This is a genomic window from Candidatus Njordibacter sp. Uisw_056 (genome assembly GCF_047730085.1).
Classification (GTDB): domain Bacteria; phylum Pseudomonadota; class Gammaproteobacteria; order Pseudomonadales; family Balneatricaceae; genus Njordibacter.
In genome coordinates, this window is the sequence record NZ_CP159830.1 from 2,741,134 (window position 1) to 2,756,291 (window position 15,158).

Genomic DNA, 15,158 nt, shown 5'->3' on the forward strand with positions numbered 1-15,158 from the left:
ATGCAGTGGCTTTATTTATACTTTCCAAACCTTCAACTAGACAGCCTGTTACATCAACAGGCCTATAACCAAGCCTGCGTTTTGGTTGATAAAAACGAGGTGGTACAAACTAACTCAGAAGCACGCCAACTAGGAATAAAAATAGGCACAGGATTAGGCCAAGCTGCACTTTTATCTGCTCAACTTAAAGTAATTGCCTACGAACCTAAACAAGAACAGCGCCTACTGGCTCAACTTGCTCAGCGTTTGTATCAGACCAGCGCCACTTTGTATCTTGACCCTCCCCAAGGGTTATTATTACAAACCAGTGATATGCTACGGTTGTATGAGGGCCTAGCCCCTTATTGGCAGCAGCTGCAGCAACCGCTTATGGAACGTGGCTTGCACTACCATTATGCAAGCGCTCACAGCCCCCTAGCTGCGCAGGTTTTGGCCCGCGCAGGCAATGATCGTTTACTAACGCACCAAGGTGAAGCCACAGGGTTACTGCATCAGTTGCCCATTCACAGCGCAGGCCTTAACTATAAACTTTGTCTACAGTTAGAGCGCCTTGGGCTTAATACTCTTGGCCAAGCTCAAGCGTTACCACGGTCAGCACTAGGCCAGCGCTTAGGCCAAACTCTAGTGACTTATTTACAACAACTAGAAGACAGCAGTGCGCCTAGCAGGCCTAGATACCAACCCCCTGAACACTTTCGCCAGCGTTTAGAGTTACTCTACGAAATTGAACACAGCACAGCATTACGTTTTCCATTAAAACGATTATTAAGTGATCTGGAAGCCTTTTTAGCGCCTCGCCAACTACAAGCTGCTGGGCTGATTTTAGGCCTAGAGTACCTAGAACACACTTCAGAAAGAGTCTACATAGGCTGTAGCGATGGCGAATATCGGGCAGAGTCTTGGTTAGGTTTATCCATGCTGAGGTTAGAACAGTTACAACTTCAAGCACCTATTATTGCTATTAGCCTTAAAACTAAAGGACAAATGCCATGGGCACCCTTGTCAGCACAATTATTTGAGCCTTTAGGGGGCAAACTTACAGCTGGACAGCTTATTAGCCGCTTACAAAATAAACTCGGAGACCATGCCGTACAACAAGTGTATTTGCGAGATGATCATCGCCCCGAACGAAGCTTCTATCAAGGTGCGCCCCAAAGTAGTTACCAGGCACATCAGGCTACAACATATTTACGCCCAAGCTTATTATTCACCCTGCCACAGGCCTTAAATCATAAGCCTGATCAGCAGTGGTGTATTTTATCTGGCCCTGAACGCATCCAAAGTGGCTGGTGGGATAACGTGAGCATTTGCCGTGACTACTTCATCGCACGCAACCCAACTGGACAGGTGTGTTGGTTATTTCGCACTCCCAGAGAAGAGTGGTTTTTACATGGCTACTTTTCATGAGTAGCAAACCTGTTGTCGATTATGCTGAGCTACATTGTTTAAGCAATTTTAGCTTTTTGCGGGCGGCTTCCCACCCCCAAGAGTTAATCCAGCAAGCAGATGCTTTAGGTTATAAAGCCCTTGCGCTTACAGACGAATGTTCAGTAGCAGGGGTTGTTCGAGCCTATCAGCATAAAAAAGAACATAATTTAAATATTAAGCTCATTATTGGTAGTGAGTTTTTACTTAATCCACACCAATCTGAGGCTCAAGAGAGCTTAATAGTACTCGCAAGAAATCGCTTAGGATATGCTCAATTATGTCAGCTGATCAGCCTTTCTAGGCAACGTTGTGAAAAAGGTAAATACCAAGTTTTTGAAAATGATTTTGACAATCTTAGTGAGTGCTTACTTATATGGAACCCCCATCCAAGCAGTAAAAGTTTATTAGGAGAAAAATTAAGTAGCCAATATAAAGACCACTTATGGATAGGCTGTCACCGGCGTTTAAGTGCCCTAGATCAGCGCCTACAAACCCATTGCCAAACCATGGCCAAGGCTTATGATTTGCCCATAGTAGCTCTTGGTCAAGTAATTATGCATAGCCCAGATCGGCAAATGCTACACGACACCCTGACAGCCATTCGTATTGGTATGCCTGTACATGCCTGTGGTTACGCTCTTCAGGCCAACCGTGAACATAGCCTACGATCGTTGGATAAAATCGCCAAACTGTATCCCCTCCAATGGATACAAACCAGTGTATTAATTGCCCAACAATGTAACTTTTGTTTATCAGAACTAAGCTATGAATACCCCGCTGAACTAGTGCCCAGTGGTTATGATGCCAACAGTTATCTACACTACCTTGTAGAACAAGGTAAAGAAATTCGCTTTCCTGCTGGGGTGCCACACGATATTGCCCTCATCATAGATAAAGAGCTTAGCCTTATCGCGTCCGAAGGTTACGCCCACTTCTTTTTAACCGTATATGACTTAGTACAGTTCGCTAAAAGTCAGCACATTTTATATCAGGGCCGTGGTTCTTCAGCTAATTCTGTGGTGTGCTATTGTTTAGAAATAACTGCCGTAGATCCTCGCCAAATACAGGTATTATTTGAACGTTTTATTTCTAAGGAACGGGCTGAACCACCAGACATTGATGTAGATTTTGAACATCAAAGGCGCGAGGAAATAATTCAGTACATCTATCAAAAATATGGCCGCCATCGGGCAGCTTTAGCTGCTACTGTTATCACTTACCGTTTTAAGAGTGCGGTGCGTGAAGTAGGTAAAGCCTTAGGTATTAGCTTACCCACACTTGAACTGTTTATTAAAAATGTAGATCACCAAGATCACAGTACAGAGTGGGATAAGCAATTACACAGCTTGGGTTTAGACAGCCAGAGCCATGTGGGCCGATGCTTTTTGGAACTGGTGCAAACACTACAAGGATTTCCTCGCCACTTATCACAACATGTTGGGGGGTTTATTATTAGTGCAGGGCCCTTAAGTGAGCTGGTGCCTATAGAAAATGCAGCCATGGCTGATCGTACTGTGATTCAGTGGGATAAAGACGATTTAGCAAGCCTTGCCTTACTCAAGGTAGACGTTTTAGCCTTAGGCATGCTTAGCGCTATAAGACGAGCATTACACATGGTGCACCACTATCACGGGCGTAAACTCAGCTTAGCTGACATCACTCGCATGGATGATGATGCCAAGGTGTATGCCATGCTCCAGCAGGGCGATAGTGTCGGTGTATTTCAAGTAGAATCCCGTGCTCAAATGAGCATGTTGCCACGTTTACAACCTGCTTGTTTTTATGACCTTGTGATTCAAATTGCCATTGTGCGCCCTGGGCCAATTCAAGGAGACATGGTGCATCCATTTTTGCGCCGCAGAGCGGGTAAAGAAAACGTAGATTACCCATCACAGGAAGTGAAGGGAGTGCTAGAACGTACCTTAGGTGTGCCTATTTTTCAGGAGCAAGTGATAAAGCTAGCAATGGTAGCAGCAGGCTTTAGTGGCGGAGAAGCTGATCGCTTGCGCCGCGCTATGGCCAATTGGAAACGTCATGGAGAGCTTGATCAATTCCAACATAAGCTTGTCAATGGCATGGTCAAAAGAGGTTATAAAACAGAGTTTGCAGAACGCTTATATCAACAAATTTTAGGTTTTGGAGAGTACGGTTTTCCCGAGTCCCATTCAGCCAGTTTTGCAGTTTTAACTTACGCTTCGGCTTGGCTTAAATACCACTACCCTGCAGCATTTTATTGTGCCATTCTCAATAGCCAGCCTATGGGTTTTTATAGTGCATCACAGTTAATTCAGGATGCCCGTCGTCATGGTCTTCAAGTGCTGCCGGTGTGTATTAATCATAGTGCTTGGGACCACAGTTTAGAATCTACTAAGACCGCAGAACTGGCATTACGCTTAGGCTTTCGGCAAGTGAAAGGAGTGCGCCAAATTCATATACAGCAGCTATTAAAACACCGGCCCAAACAAGGCTTTCAAGACCTTCCCCAAGTACAAACATTACACCTTCCTAGAGGCCAGCTAGAATCTCTTGCTAGCGCTAATGCACTCACCTGTTTTAGTGGCCACCGCTACCAAGCCCGCTGGCAATTACTCGACAATTATCAAGACCTACCATTACTGCACCAAGTGCAAGAAACAAACCCAGAGCAATTACCAGGGCCTGACGCTTTAGATGTGTTAACTGAAGACTATGCCAGCCTAAGCCTAAGCTTAGAACAACACCCCATTGCCTTGCTACGCCATGCAGGCCTTCTAAAAGGCTGCCTAAGCACTAGCCAAATGGTACATAAGCCTCATCAAAGTTTAGTCACTGCCGCGGGGATAGTTACTGGTCGACAAAGGCCCAGCACAGCCTCTGGTGTAACTTTTATTACCCTAGAAGATGAAACAGGAAATACTAACCTAGTGGTATGGCAAGGCACTGCCCGCGCACAAAGACAAGTTTATTTAAATGCTAAAATATTGAAAGTAAAAGGCATTTTAGAGCGTGACCCAGATAACCAAGTCACTCACATTATTGCAGGAAAGCTCATAGATTGTAGCCATTTGCTAGAACAGTTAAAAATCAGTTCTCGAGATTTTCATTAATCTGAGCACGTGATAGCAACCAAAACTTGATAGTATTCAAAGGCCTTAATATGTTTAATGTGATTTGTTGAGAATGGCTAATATAAGGCGCTAACCATTATTGCATTTGTCAGGGTTCCAGAATTCATCTTCTATGTCGCCCATAGAGAAAATTAAACCCACAATATCCGTAAACGAGAACTGTTCAATATCACCAACAGCGATGACATATTGCCCAACATTTAAACTATTAAACACTTTTATGTAATAGACCCCTGCTTTAAAAACCTCATTAGATAAAAAATTTTCACCGACCTCTGGGCCGTTCCAATACCACTGTTTACCATACTCTTCATACCATGGTGCCCAAGTAAAGTTTTCACCATCTGCAAGATAAATTGCATCAAAATCAGAATTTAGAACTTCAAATGAAAATTTACTTTCAAGTGCACATTCACCAATTTTGGCAGCCAAGATGCCGGCATAAAAATTAAAATCAGTGGCAGATTCTATTCGATAATAGTGAGGGTCACCTGTCAGTGTTGAATAGATAGCTTTTGATATTTCTGGTTCTTCTATTTCGTATGGTGCGTCAGCAGGGTATGTTGAGCTTTCATTTAAAACAGGTTTGTGGGCGTGCGCTTGGGCTAAAAACGCTAAAAGAACGACAGCTAACAGTGATTTTTTCATTGTGGTTACAATTCAATTCGTTATCTAAACACTGTACGCTTTTGTAAAGCTTAAGGCACTTAAAGTCCTCTTTTTTTACTTTTTTACAGTAAAAGCAGCTGTATACATCATGCTATTTAGAATTTAGCCGATTTAAATCACCATCTTAAAATTTATTTCCCATGGTAAGCACAGGAAAGCTAGTAAAGCCAAATCTACCTTCTTTTTCTGCTTGTTCTAATTGAAATCGCCATTGTTGTACCTTTTCTTCTTCCACACCCTGACTAATGGCAAAGTTAGCAAGCACCATTTCGGCATAAGTTGCAGGTGAGTTTTCGTGGCGCTGGGTCATCACAAAAGCCAATGACTCAGTGCGAATGTTACCGATGCCATGCTTAGCCAATCTACCGGGAAGCTCCATAGGTAACATTTGGTGATAACAATGAGCCTTAAAAGCTTCATGAATGATGTTGTTAAGCTTATCGTCAGCCCCGTGAAATTTGAAGTTATCCCACAACACAGACACATTAACAAAATTAGACTTAGGCTTTAATAGCCGTGCTACTTCAGCCAATGCAGCGTCCACGTCGTCTATATAGTCCAACGTTTGAATGGAGGCAATTGCATCACAAGACTCATTAGCTAGGCCAATATTGTTAGCCATGCCACATAAGAATTCAACATTACGCAAGGCATCACAACGCACCCTTGCAGCCTCTAACTGAGTTTCGCTCGGATCAAGTCCAAAGGCTTTACCGCTATCACCCACAGCAAGACCAATGTCTTCAATTAAATGTCCAGCACCGCAACCCACATCTAACGCAGTGTTACCCACCTGCAGGTTAAGTGCACTCATTACTGCAAGACGACGCGCCACACCAGCACTGCTACCAGCCATTTTTTGCTGCAGCACACTTGCACTACCTTCAAACTTCATATGTATTTTCCTTTACCCACAATGCAGAAGAGTCTGGCAGTTTAAAATGAATTGAAACAACCCATTAATAGGCTGTTATACCTAACATGTCGATATGCGTAACTGTTTAGACACAGTTAAAGGGGCTGCCCTGGCCAGGTCATTATTTACAAACTTAGCTTCTGGATTTTACCCATAACAACAAAGCAATAGCAGCCATGATAATGGGTGTACTATAATTTTGCACACTGGCTAGCATTGTGCCAGAGGATATTAGTGATGCATTTAATAATGCAAAAACAACCCAAATAATAGCTGCTAAGCGTGCAAATTTAGCCATACTAGCTGGCGCCCATGTAGGTACCATCCATTGTATGCTGGCAACAGCTGCTGCCGCCGTTGCCGTAAATTGCATTTGTGCATGAAGCGGTGCGGTTAACTCAACGCCAAATAGATCACCAGCTACCATTGCTGGAGTTAACGCCATCATTAAAACCCATAGGCCAGTATAGCCAGCACTGATTCGCATTATTAAAGACAAACTCACTATTATTCTCCTCACTAAACAGATAATTCAAGCCTAAGAAGGTGAGCTTTATTACACCCTCTTGGCAAAGTTGATTTTATTCAGTATAAGAGCATCCGAAGGTTTAACAAGCTGCTTATAAATACTGGCCATGCTGACACCTCCAGTATCAAACCATAAACGGTCTGACTATTGACTACCTATGCGTTAATAAAGCTTAGAGAGTCCTTTTGCTGTGCTGAAAAAGGCAGAATTATTTAATACGCTTAACTGGAAACCTTAAACTTTTAAGAGAGCGTTTAATCGTCTTGAGATGCGTCATGGTTTCTTCACCTAGCTTCATAGTAACGCCTACAGCAAGAACGTCTATCACCACCATTTGGGTAATGCGGGAGGACATGAGTGTGTTGAGTTCTTTGTCTTCATCTAAATCGATATACAAAGGAATCTGCACTTGCTCAGCTAGAGGGGTATCACTTGGGCATAAGGCAATAACTGTTGCACCCGCATCCATCGCCAGTTGTGTGGTGTGAAGTAGATCTTTAGTACGGCCCGTTTGAGAGACTGCAATCACTACATCGCCAGGCTGCAAGGTAACAGCCGCCATCGTTTGCAGGTGAGGGTCTGAATAGGCCGCAGCCGAAATATTGAGGCGGAAGAACTTATGCTGTGCATCACTACAGATAGGGGCAGAAGCGCCAAAACCATAACAGTCAACACGCTTAGACTGAGCTAAGGCAACAATAGCTTGCTCTAGGTTAGCGGCATCTAAATCAGATTTTACTCGCATTAGATTACCCATCGTGGAATCAAAAATCTTTTCTTTAAACTGCTCTACTGAATCACGACTATCTAGATGAAATTGCTGATAAGAGGTATTAGCACCGACAAACTGAGCAAGTTTAAGCTTAAAATCTTGGAACCCATCAAAGCCTAATGCCCTGCAAAAGCGCACTACAGTGGGCTCACTTACTGCTGCCGCCGCCGCTAAATCGACAATACGCATTTGTACAATCTTTGCACGATGTTCTAGCACATAGTCTGCCACCTTACGCTCAGACTTGCGTAACTGCGGGTGGGCTTGTGCGATAGTTTTAAATAAATCGAGGTTAGATGTAAACATGGGTTGAGCCGAAGCAATAAGCAATTAGGAACATTCTACCCTATTCGCTTCAGCTCAATCCACCGCCTATACTCAAAATTGTAAGGAGATATCCTTATGGCTAGCCATACACGCAGAAACTGTGGTGGCTACATCATCACTCATACGTTCTTGTAGACGCAATCCAATGCTGTCTTTAATCGCCAGGTCGTAGCTCACTAAAGCTGGAACCATGTCAGTTAGTGCACGTTTTCGCCATGTGATTTCTGCGGTTAGCAAAGCCATAGCTTCACTATGGTAGCCTTTGGCTTTTTCTGGGTTATATTTACTGCCCTTTAGCGCCCTTCGTGCTTTAGAGAGTTTAGACTTGATGCTGCTTACACCGGCAAACTCTCCCAAATTTCGCTCTTGTAACTTAATCGCTGACATCGCGTCCTTGGCGTCTAATTGGTCAATGTTAGCGGCAAGTTCGGCCACTCCCGGTTCAAGCTCAGCTAACTCTGGCGCTTGGCTTATCCACAAACGCATCTCAGTTATGCCTTCATAAGCTTCATCAGCGTTGCGGCGATATTGATTACGAGACTGCTTTTCTGCCTTGTTGAGCTTCTCAAATATAGGCCTTTGGGTTGCCCATACTGCAGGAATGCTAGCTTCTAAACGCTGATTCAACAGCCCCAGTTCATCAATACGTATGGCTAAATTAGATCTACGATCAGCATTTAACTCAATATCATCAAGTCGGCGTAATTGTAACTTAGCGTCTTCGACCAAGCGTTTATTGCGACGCACATTAAGCTGGATCTCACGCACTTGCTGATGCAATGGCTCATAGTTTTGTTCGAAGTCTGTGAGTTCAGCCTTAGCCTGATAAATGCTTTCTACTTTAACAAATGTTTGGCGTGCCTTAGTTAAACTGTCGTCTAACATCTGTGCTGCCGCAGAAGACACATAGCTGGTATCTGCCGCCGCCATCGAATCTATGGCCGCTACCAAACTAATTTTTTGATTGGCGTAAAGAGTGAGCACTTGCTCCTCTAAACACGGCTGAATGCGGGGATTCATAGGTGGTGGTGCTGACTCAGAAGTAAGGTAGGTGCGATTAGGAAGGTAGTTAACTAAACTGGGGAAAAAACCAGTGATGATTAACGCCAATATCTGCAGCCCAATAAATGGTACCACTCCTTTGTAGATCGACAGCGTCTTCACTACCTGGTCCGCCACACCCCGTAAGTAAAAGAGTGCAAAGCCAAAAGGAGGCGTGAGGAATGAAGTTTGAATATTTAAACCAATCATTACCCCAAGCCATACAGCAGTAACATTTGCGCTAGGGTCGGCCAACAATATTGGCGCCACAATGGGCACCACTACTACGGCAATTTCAATAAAGTCTAAGAAGAAGCCCAATACAAAGATAACTACCATGACTACGAAGAACTGCACCCAAAAACCACCAGGAAGACTTGTTAGCATGTGTTTCACTAACTCTTCTCCACCGAAGGCGCGGAAGGCAGATGTGAGCATGGCAGCACCAATAAGAATGATAAATACCATAGAGGTGGTTTTAGCTGTTTCTCCCATTACTTCATGCAAGGTAGTGCCTGTTTTAAATACCCGCCAGCCGCTCCAAGCAATAGCCATGAGCAATGCCGCTGAAGCAATCAAACCCAGTGTAACTCCAAGGCGGTCTTCATCAGTATTTATACTTTTTATATTGAGGTTAAAGTTAGCAACAATAAACCCTAAGCAAATGACCGCTGAAATTGCTATAAATGCTGGCCAATAGCGTTTTTCATCACGGTCATGCAACCGGTAGCCAGCCATCAACATAGCACCTACAGCACCTACAGCACCTGCCTGATTAACCGTTGCGACTCCCATTAAGATGGATCCCAGAACCACAAAAATCAAAGTAAGAGGTGGTAGTAGTGCCATTAATACTTTGACTAAGAATTGACGGTCATAAGCACCAGAATAGCCAATGGGTGGCGCCATTTTAGGACGGATGATAGCCGTGAAAAGAATATACAATATATACAAAGCAACCAATAACAGGCCTGGGATAAAGGCCCCCATAAACATGTCTCCAGCACTGGCAGAAGTTATATCCAGCACTGAGGGCATGGAAAATTCACCCGTAATTTCACGATAGGCAGCCTTGCGCATAGCACTGGCTTGATCAGCTGCGTTGCTGAGTTGGTCGGCTAATATAATAAGCACGATCGACGGAGGGATAATCTGGCCTAAGGTGCCAGAGGCACATATCGTTCCTGTGGCCAGTGAGTGTGAATATTTATTACGCAGCATGGCCGGCAAAGAGATCATGCCCATGGCAATCACCGTTGCGCCAACAATACCCGTGGTAGCGGCAAGCAATGCCCCAACGATAACGACAGAAATGCCCAAACCACCAGGCACTGGGCCAAACAACTGAGCCATAGTGACTAACAAATCTTCTGCTACTTTAGAGCGCTGTAGCATAATGCCCATAAAAATAAATAACGGAATAGCGATCAGCGTATCCCGCTCAACGTTCCAGTAAAGACTTCTAAAATTTGTCACCCCAGCACTAAGCCATTGCACTGGGCCACCTTCATGAAAGTAAGCGTCTGGGTTGTCAGCAAAAATCCAGCCCGCTAGGGCAGCTAAACCGATGGTGATGATAGAGGACCCTGGCAAAGAGAATGCCACCGGAAAGCCAGAAATAAGTGCCGTAATCATTAGTAGGACTAAGATTCCTAAAAACAGAAGTTCCATAACCGAGTGTCCTAGGGGTTAGCCGTAGTTGTCGCTGTTTCGCCACGAAGCACACCAAAGTGCTTGAGCAAGTAACTTGAAAATTGAATAACCATAGAAAAAGCAAAGATGGCTAAAAACCCTACCATGATGTATTTCACATACATACCATAGCCACTTTGAGACACTTCTACGCTAAGTAACGGACTGTTAATGCTACTCGTTCTATCCCACATGCCCAGCGTGAGAATAGTAAAACAAAGGGGGAGCCCAAGTAAGCTCACCCCGAATATATTAACCCAAGCTTTGGTGCGTGCCTTAAAATGGGTATAAGCCACATCAACACGGATATGACCTTCAAGCAGCAAGGTATTGGCAGCCGCAAACAAGAATAACGCAGCATACCAAAACCGGACTAGATCACCCATAAAAGCCTGTTCGTATGAGAAAACAAAACGGGTAATAACGATCAAAAATTCGGCCACAACCACTAACAGTGAAAGCCATATAAAGCCTAACCCTTTACTGCGCAGGGCAATGAAACAGGCTAATAGCATTAACGGGAGATGTAAATAAGCACCGCGAAACTTGGGTTTGCCTAATTCACTGGTGAGGCTTTTGCCAACAATAGGCTCTAGCATCAGCTCAATTCGCAAGAAAGACACTAACATGTCAGCCATGCCGACCAACAACACCATCCAAAAAGCAGCTTTTATACTTGTGGCTGCCCAATCTGAGACCCTAACTGAAAGATTCTGATAACTTTCGGCACGTAATTTAGACACATGAATGGCTGCTAAAATTGGCGCTGCCAAATAGCTCAATACCTGAAGCCACCCGAGGCCTGTGGCCGGACCCATAGGTGATTTACCTAGTAGGGTATTCACTGCTCCTGGCCATAAAGCCCAGAAGTTTAAAAAATTATTAAGCACAAAAATAACCGTAGCATAGACCACAGTAAAAGCTAGACTGCGAAGCAGCAAATCTTGCTTAAGTAAACCGCTAGGAGAGCTCAATGAGCTAGGCGAGTGTTGCATGGTTAAAACCATTAACTTAGGGGGGTGTATGAATAAATAGAGCATACCCGCGCACCTAGTGTGCGCAGGGTATGCCCAGGGTCAACGATTAACCGCCTAATGCGCGGTTACGTTGAGTTAGATACGCTTGATCCGAAATTTCTGCCCATGCGCCGATATCGGTACGTGCAGCAACAAAGCTCTGATGAATACGATTAGCCAAATCACTATGCTCTTGAACTTCGGCAAACACTTCTTCAGACGCTTCAGCAAAGCCATCGTAAATGTCATCGTTGAACTGGCGAAGCTTCACACCTTGATCATTCACTAAACGCTTAAGCGCTGCACCGTTCTTTGCATTGTACTCTGACATCATCACGTCATTTTCCATAGAAGACGCTGCTTCAATCATGAGTTGATCAGATTTACTCAACCCATCCCACCAAGTCTTATTCATGCCACAGGCTAGCATAGCACCTGGCTCATGCATTCCTGGGTAATAGTAGTACTTAGCAGCTTCGTAGAACTTCATTAACTCATCGTTCCAAGGACCAACCCACTCGGTTGCATCAATAGCACCAGAGATTAGGTTTTCATAAATCTGACCCCCTGGCAATGAGACAGGAGAACCACCTAACTTAGCGAATACGTCGCCACCAAGACCAGGCATACGCATCTTCAAACCTTTAAAGTCATCTACACTGTTTATTTCCTTACGGAACCAACCACCCATTTGGACGCCGGTGTTGCCACACATTAGGCCTTTAAGGCCGTAATCTGCGCCCAACTCATCCCATAATTCTTGGCCACCACCAAAACGAATCCAAGCGTTCATCTCTGTGTAGGTTAAGCCAAAAGGAACAGAGGTAAAGTAAGCCCAACCTGGGTGTTTACCTTTCCAGTAGTACTCAGCACCGTGGTACATTTGAGCATTTCCTGAACCTACCTCATCGAATGAGTCAAACGCTTTCACACGCTCATTGGCAGCATAATATGTTACTTGTATACGGCCATCACTCATGTCAATTAAACGTTGAGCAAAACGCTGAGCACCGGTACCTAAACCTGGGAAATCTCGGCCCCAAGTTGACACCATAGCAATCTCTACGCGTTCTTTGGCAATAGCTGGTGCAGCTATAGTAGAAGCAACTGCTGCTCCACCTAGACCAACCAAGCCTTTCTTTAATATTTCACGTCTTTCCATTTCTAAGTTCTCCAGTATTATTTTTTTTAGTCAACACAATAAAAAAGTAACATACTCACAACGGTGATATTTACCTTATCTGAAGTTACAATAGGTGTTAAGTTAATGCCCTAACTAACCCAAAAATTATCGTAGCTCCACTAAACATACGCTTTTAGCCCTAAACTGGCAACTAGACTAAAGCATAATGGTCAGATCAGTTGGGCAACGCACTATAGATTTGATTTAGGTGATATATAAACGCTTACTTGCCACACTCACACGGATACAATAATGGATGTTTCTCGCCTTTTAGATGAACTCAACAGCTCACAACGTGAGGCTGTTGCTGCGCCTGAAGAAAACTTACTAATATTGGCAGGCGCTGGCAGTGGTAAAACCCGTGTACTGGTGCATCGGATTGCATGGCTAATCGAAGCAGAGAATATTTCTCCTTGGTCCATTATGGCGGTTACTTTTACCAATAAAGCGGCACGAGAAATGCGTGCTCGTATCGAAAGCCTCATGGGCCTAGATACACAGCAATTGTGGGTGGGTACATTCCATGGTTTGGCTCATCGATTACTGCGCCGCCACTGGCAAGAAGCCGGCTTACAAAAAGAATTTCAAATTTTAGATAGCGATGACCAACTCAGCATCCTTAAAAGGCTGTGCAAAGAAATGCAGCTAGACGAGAGCCGATGGCCTGTTCGCCAGTTTCAACAATTTATTAATGGCTGTAAAGATGAAGGCAAACGTGCACAACACATAGAAACCCATGGTGACTTTCAACTGGACACGCAGGTAAAAGTGTATGCAGCCTACCATCAGGCTTGCGAGCGTGCTGGATTAGTAGATTTTGGCGAGCTACTGCTTCGTAGCCACGAGTTATGGCTCAATAACAGTGCTTTATTGGCCCACTACCAAGGCCGCTTTAAACATATGCTGGTGGACGAGTTTCAAGACACCAATACCATTCAATATGCTTGGCTTAGGGTATTGTCTGGCTCTGCCGCTAAAGTAATGGCAGTGGGTGATGACGACCAATCAATATATGGTTGGCGTGGTGCAAAAATAGAAAACATCCAACACTTTGAGCGCGATTTTGGTAATGCCATTACCGTTCGCTTAGAGCAAAACTATCGCTCTACTGGCACTATACTTAAAGCAGCAAATGGCGTTATTTCAAACAACAGTGGCCGCCTTGGCAAAAATCTATGGACCGACGGTAAGGATGGCGAACCCATCGCACTGTATGCTGCATTTAATGAAATGGATGAGGCGCGCTTCATCGTTGATCAGATTGATCAGTGGCAAAAAGATGGTGGTCTACGTGCCGAATGTGCCATTCTTTATCGCTCTAACGCCCAGTCTCGTGTATTAGAAGAAGCATTAATTCGGGCACAAATGCCTTATCGCATTTATGGTGGCCAACGTTTCTATGATCGCCTAGAAATCCGTAATGCCTTGGCTTATTTGCGGCTTATTAAAAACCGTAATGACGATGCCGCAATGGAGCGGGTATTCAATGTGCCTACCCGAGGAGTAGGCGCGGCAACTGTGGCTAAAATTCGCCAAAACGCCCGTACAGAAGGCTGCTCAATGTGGGACAGCACCAACCAAACTCTTGGCCATAGCTCACTGCCTGCGCGCGCGCACAATGCCATTGAAAGCTTCGTTAACCTTATCAACCGACTGGATGAAGAAACCAGCGAAATCGCCTTGCATGAAATGGTGGATCTGGTTATCCAGCAATCTGGCTTAGTACAGCACCACCTTAAAGAGAAAGGTGAAAAGGCCCAAACACGTATAGAAAACCTTAAAGAGCTAGTGAGTGCCGCCAAAGAATTCGCCAACTCTTGGAACCCAGTTCAGGAGTCTAACGACCCTGATGGCGAGCTAGACCCAGTGGCTACTACCCCATTAGCAGCCATGCTAGATCAAGCGGCGCTTGATGCTGGAGAACAACAAGCTGATGAATCAGAAGATAGTGTGCAATTAATGACCTTGCACTCAGCCAAAGGCCTTGAGTTTCCAGTGGTATTTTTAGGGGGTGTTGAAGAAGGCTTATTTCCTCACAAAATGTCACTTGAAGAAGGAGATCGTTTAGAAGAAGAGCGCCGCCTTTGTTATGTGGGCATTACTCGCGCTATGCAAAAACTGTTTATTTCCTATGCTGAAAGCCGCCGCTTACATGGCCAAGAAACCTTCAACCGGCCCTCACGCTTTATTGCCGAAGTGCCAGAAGGTTTAATGAACGAAGTGCGACTTAAGTCGAGCATTAGCAGACCAGTCACTGCCAGACCCACCCCAACCAAAAAGTATGACCGTTGGGGTCGTCATCAAGTGCTAGAAACCCCCGTGGTTGCCTTAGGTCAAAATGTACGACACCCTTTATTTGGGATAGGCACCGTAGTAAATTCTGAAGGATCTGGCCCTCAGGCACGGGTGCAAGTGAACTTTGAAAACCAAGGCAGCAAATGGCTAGTGTTAGCCTATGCGAAGCTAGAAAACCTATAG

General features: G+C 44.6%; 10 protein-coding genes. 3 read left to right on the forward strand and 7 right to left on the reverse strand.

Annotated features, from left to right (window positions below; translation table 11 throughout):
- Together ABXT60_RS13135 and ABXT60_RS13140 are read left to right on the forward strand one after the other, a co-directional pair.
- The gene (locus ABXT60_RS13135) at window positions 1-1,407 is read left to right on the forward strand and encodes a Y-family DNA polymerase (protein ID WP_443630545.1); all 1,407 of its coding nucleotides are present in this window, start codon (window positions 1-3) and stop codon (window positions 1,405-1,407) included.
- Window positions 1,404-4,514: an error-prone DNA polymerase gene (locus ABXT60_RS13140; RefSeq protein WP_443630546.1), complete on the forward strand. Its 3,111-nt coding sequence runs from the start codon at window positions 1,404-1,406 to the stop codon at window positions 4,512-4,514. Before ABXT60_RS13135 ends, ABXT60_RS13140 begins: the two co-directional genes overlap by 4 nt.
- Before the next feature lie 90 nt (window positions 4,515-4,604).
- On the opposite strand, the gene ABXT60_RS13145 is transcribed toward ABXT60_RS13140, so the two are convergent.
- The 7 genes from ABXT60_RS13145 to ABXT60_RS13175 form a co-directional block, all read right to left on the reverse strand.
- Window positions 4,605-5,183, reverse strand: a complete 579-nt coding sequence (locus tag ABXT60_RS13145; RefSeq protein ID WP_443630547.1) for a hypothetical protein — start codon at window positions 5,181-5,183, stop codon at window positions 4,605-4,607.
- A gap of 145 nt (window positions 5,184-5,328) precedes the next feature.
- A complete protein-coding gene (locus tag ABXT60_RS13150) occupies window positions 5,329-6,099 on the reverse strand; it encodes a methyltransferase domain-containing protein (protein ID WP_443630548.1) in 771 nt (256 codons plus the stop codon).
- Window positions 6,100-6,253: 154 nt separating this feature from the next.
- A complete protein-coding gene (locus tag ABXT60_RS13155; protein ID WP_443630549.1) occupies window positions 6,254-6,625 on the reverse strand; it encodes a hypothetical protein in 372 nt (123 codons plus the stop codon).
- 232 nt (window positions 6,626-6,857) lie between these two features.
- A complete protein-coding gene (locus tag ABXT60_RS13160; RefSeq protein WP_443630550.1) occupies window positions 6,858-7,727 on the reverse strand; it encodes an SIS domain-containing protein in 870 nt (289 codons plus the stop codon).
- A gap of 72 nt (window positions 7,728-7,799) precedes the next feature.
- Window positions 7,800-10,460, reverse strand: a complete 2,661-nt coding sequence (locus ABXT60_RS13165; protein ID WP_443630551.1) for a TRAP transporter large permease subunit — start codon at window positions 10,458-10,460, stop codon at window positions 7,800-7,802.
- Between the two features lie 11 nt (window positions 10,461-10,471).
- On the reverse strand, window positions 10,472-11,521 hold the full coding sequence (locus tag ABXT60_RS13170) for a TRAP transporter small permease subunit (protein ID WP_443630552.1): 1,050 nt from the start codon (window positions 11,519-11,521) through the stop codon (window positions 10,472-10,474).
- A gap of 43 nt (window positions 11,522-11,564) precedes the next feature.
- Window positions 11,565-12,659, reverse strand: coding sequence for a TRAP transporter substrate-binding protein (locus ABXT60_RS13175; RefSeq protein WP_443630553.1), 1,095 nt, complete (start codon window positions 12,657-12,659; stop codon window positions 11,565-11,567).
- Window positions 12,660-12,932: 273 nt separating this feature from the next.
- Between ABXT60_RS13175 and uvrD the strand changes: the two genes are divergently transcribed.
- Window positions 12,933-15,158: a DNA helicase II gene (gene uvrD, locus ABXT60_RS13180; RefSeq protein ID WP_443630554.1), complete on the forward strand. Its 2,226-nt coding sequence runs from the start codon at window positions 12,933-12,935 to the stop codon at window positions 15,156-15,158.

Bases quoted from the DNA above. Each gene is read 5' to 3' on its own strand.
- ABXT60_RS13135 (WP_443630545.1), top strand. From the start codon at position 1: ATGCAGTGGCTTTATTTATACTTTCCAAACCTTCAACTAGACAGCCTG.
- ABXT60_RS13140 (WP_443630546.1), top strand. From the start codon at position 1,404: ATGAGTAGCAAACCTGTTGTCGATTATGCTGAGCTACATTGTTTAAGC.
- ABXT60_RS13145 (WP_443630547.1), bottom strand. From the start codon at position 5,183: ATGAAAAAATCACTGTTAGCTGTCGTTCTTTTAGCGTTTTTAGCCCAA.
- ABXT60_RS13150 (WP_443630548.1), bottom strand. From the start codon at position 6,099: ATGAAGTTTGAAGGTAGTGCAAGTGTGCTGCAGCAAAAAATGGCTGGT.
- ABXT60_RS13160 (WP_443630550.1), bottom strand. From the start codon at position 7,727: ATGTTTACATCTAACCTCGATTTATTTAAAACTATCGCACAAGCCCAC.
- ABXT60_RS13165 (WP_443630551.1), bottom strand. From the start codon at position 10,460: ATGGAACTTCTGTTTTTAGGAATCTTAGTCCTACTAATGATTACGGCA.
- ABXT60_RS13170 (WP_443630552.1), bottom strand. From the start codon at position 11,521: ATGCTCTATTTATTCATACACCCCCCTAAGTTAATGGTTTTAACCATG.
- ABXT60_RS13175 (WP_443630553.1), bottom strand. From the start codon at position 12,659: ATGGAAAGACGTGAAATATTAAAGAAAGGCTTGGTTGGTCTAGGTGGA.
- uvrD (WP_443630554.1), top strand. From the start codon at position 12,933: ATGGATGTTTCTCGCCTTTTAGATGAACTCAACAGCTCACAACGTGAG.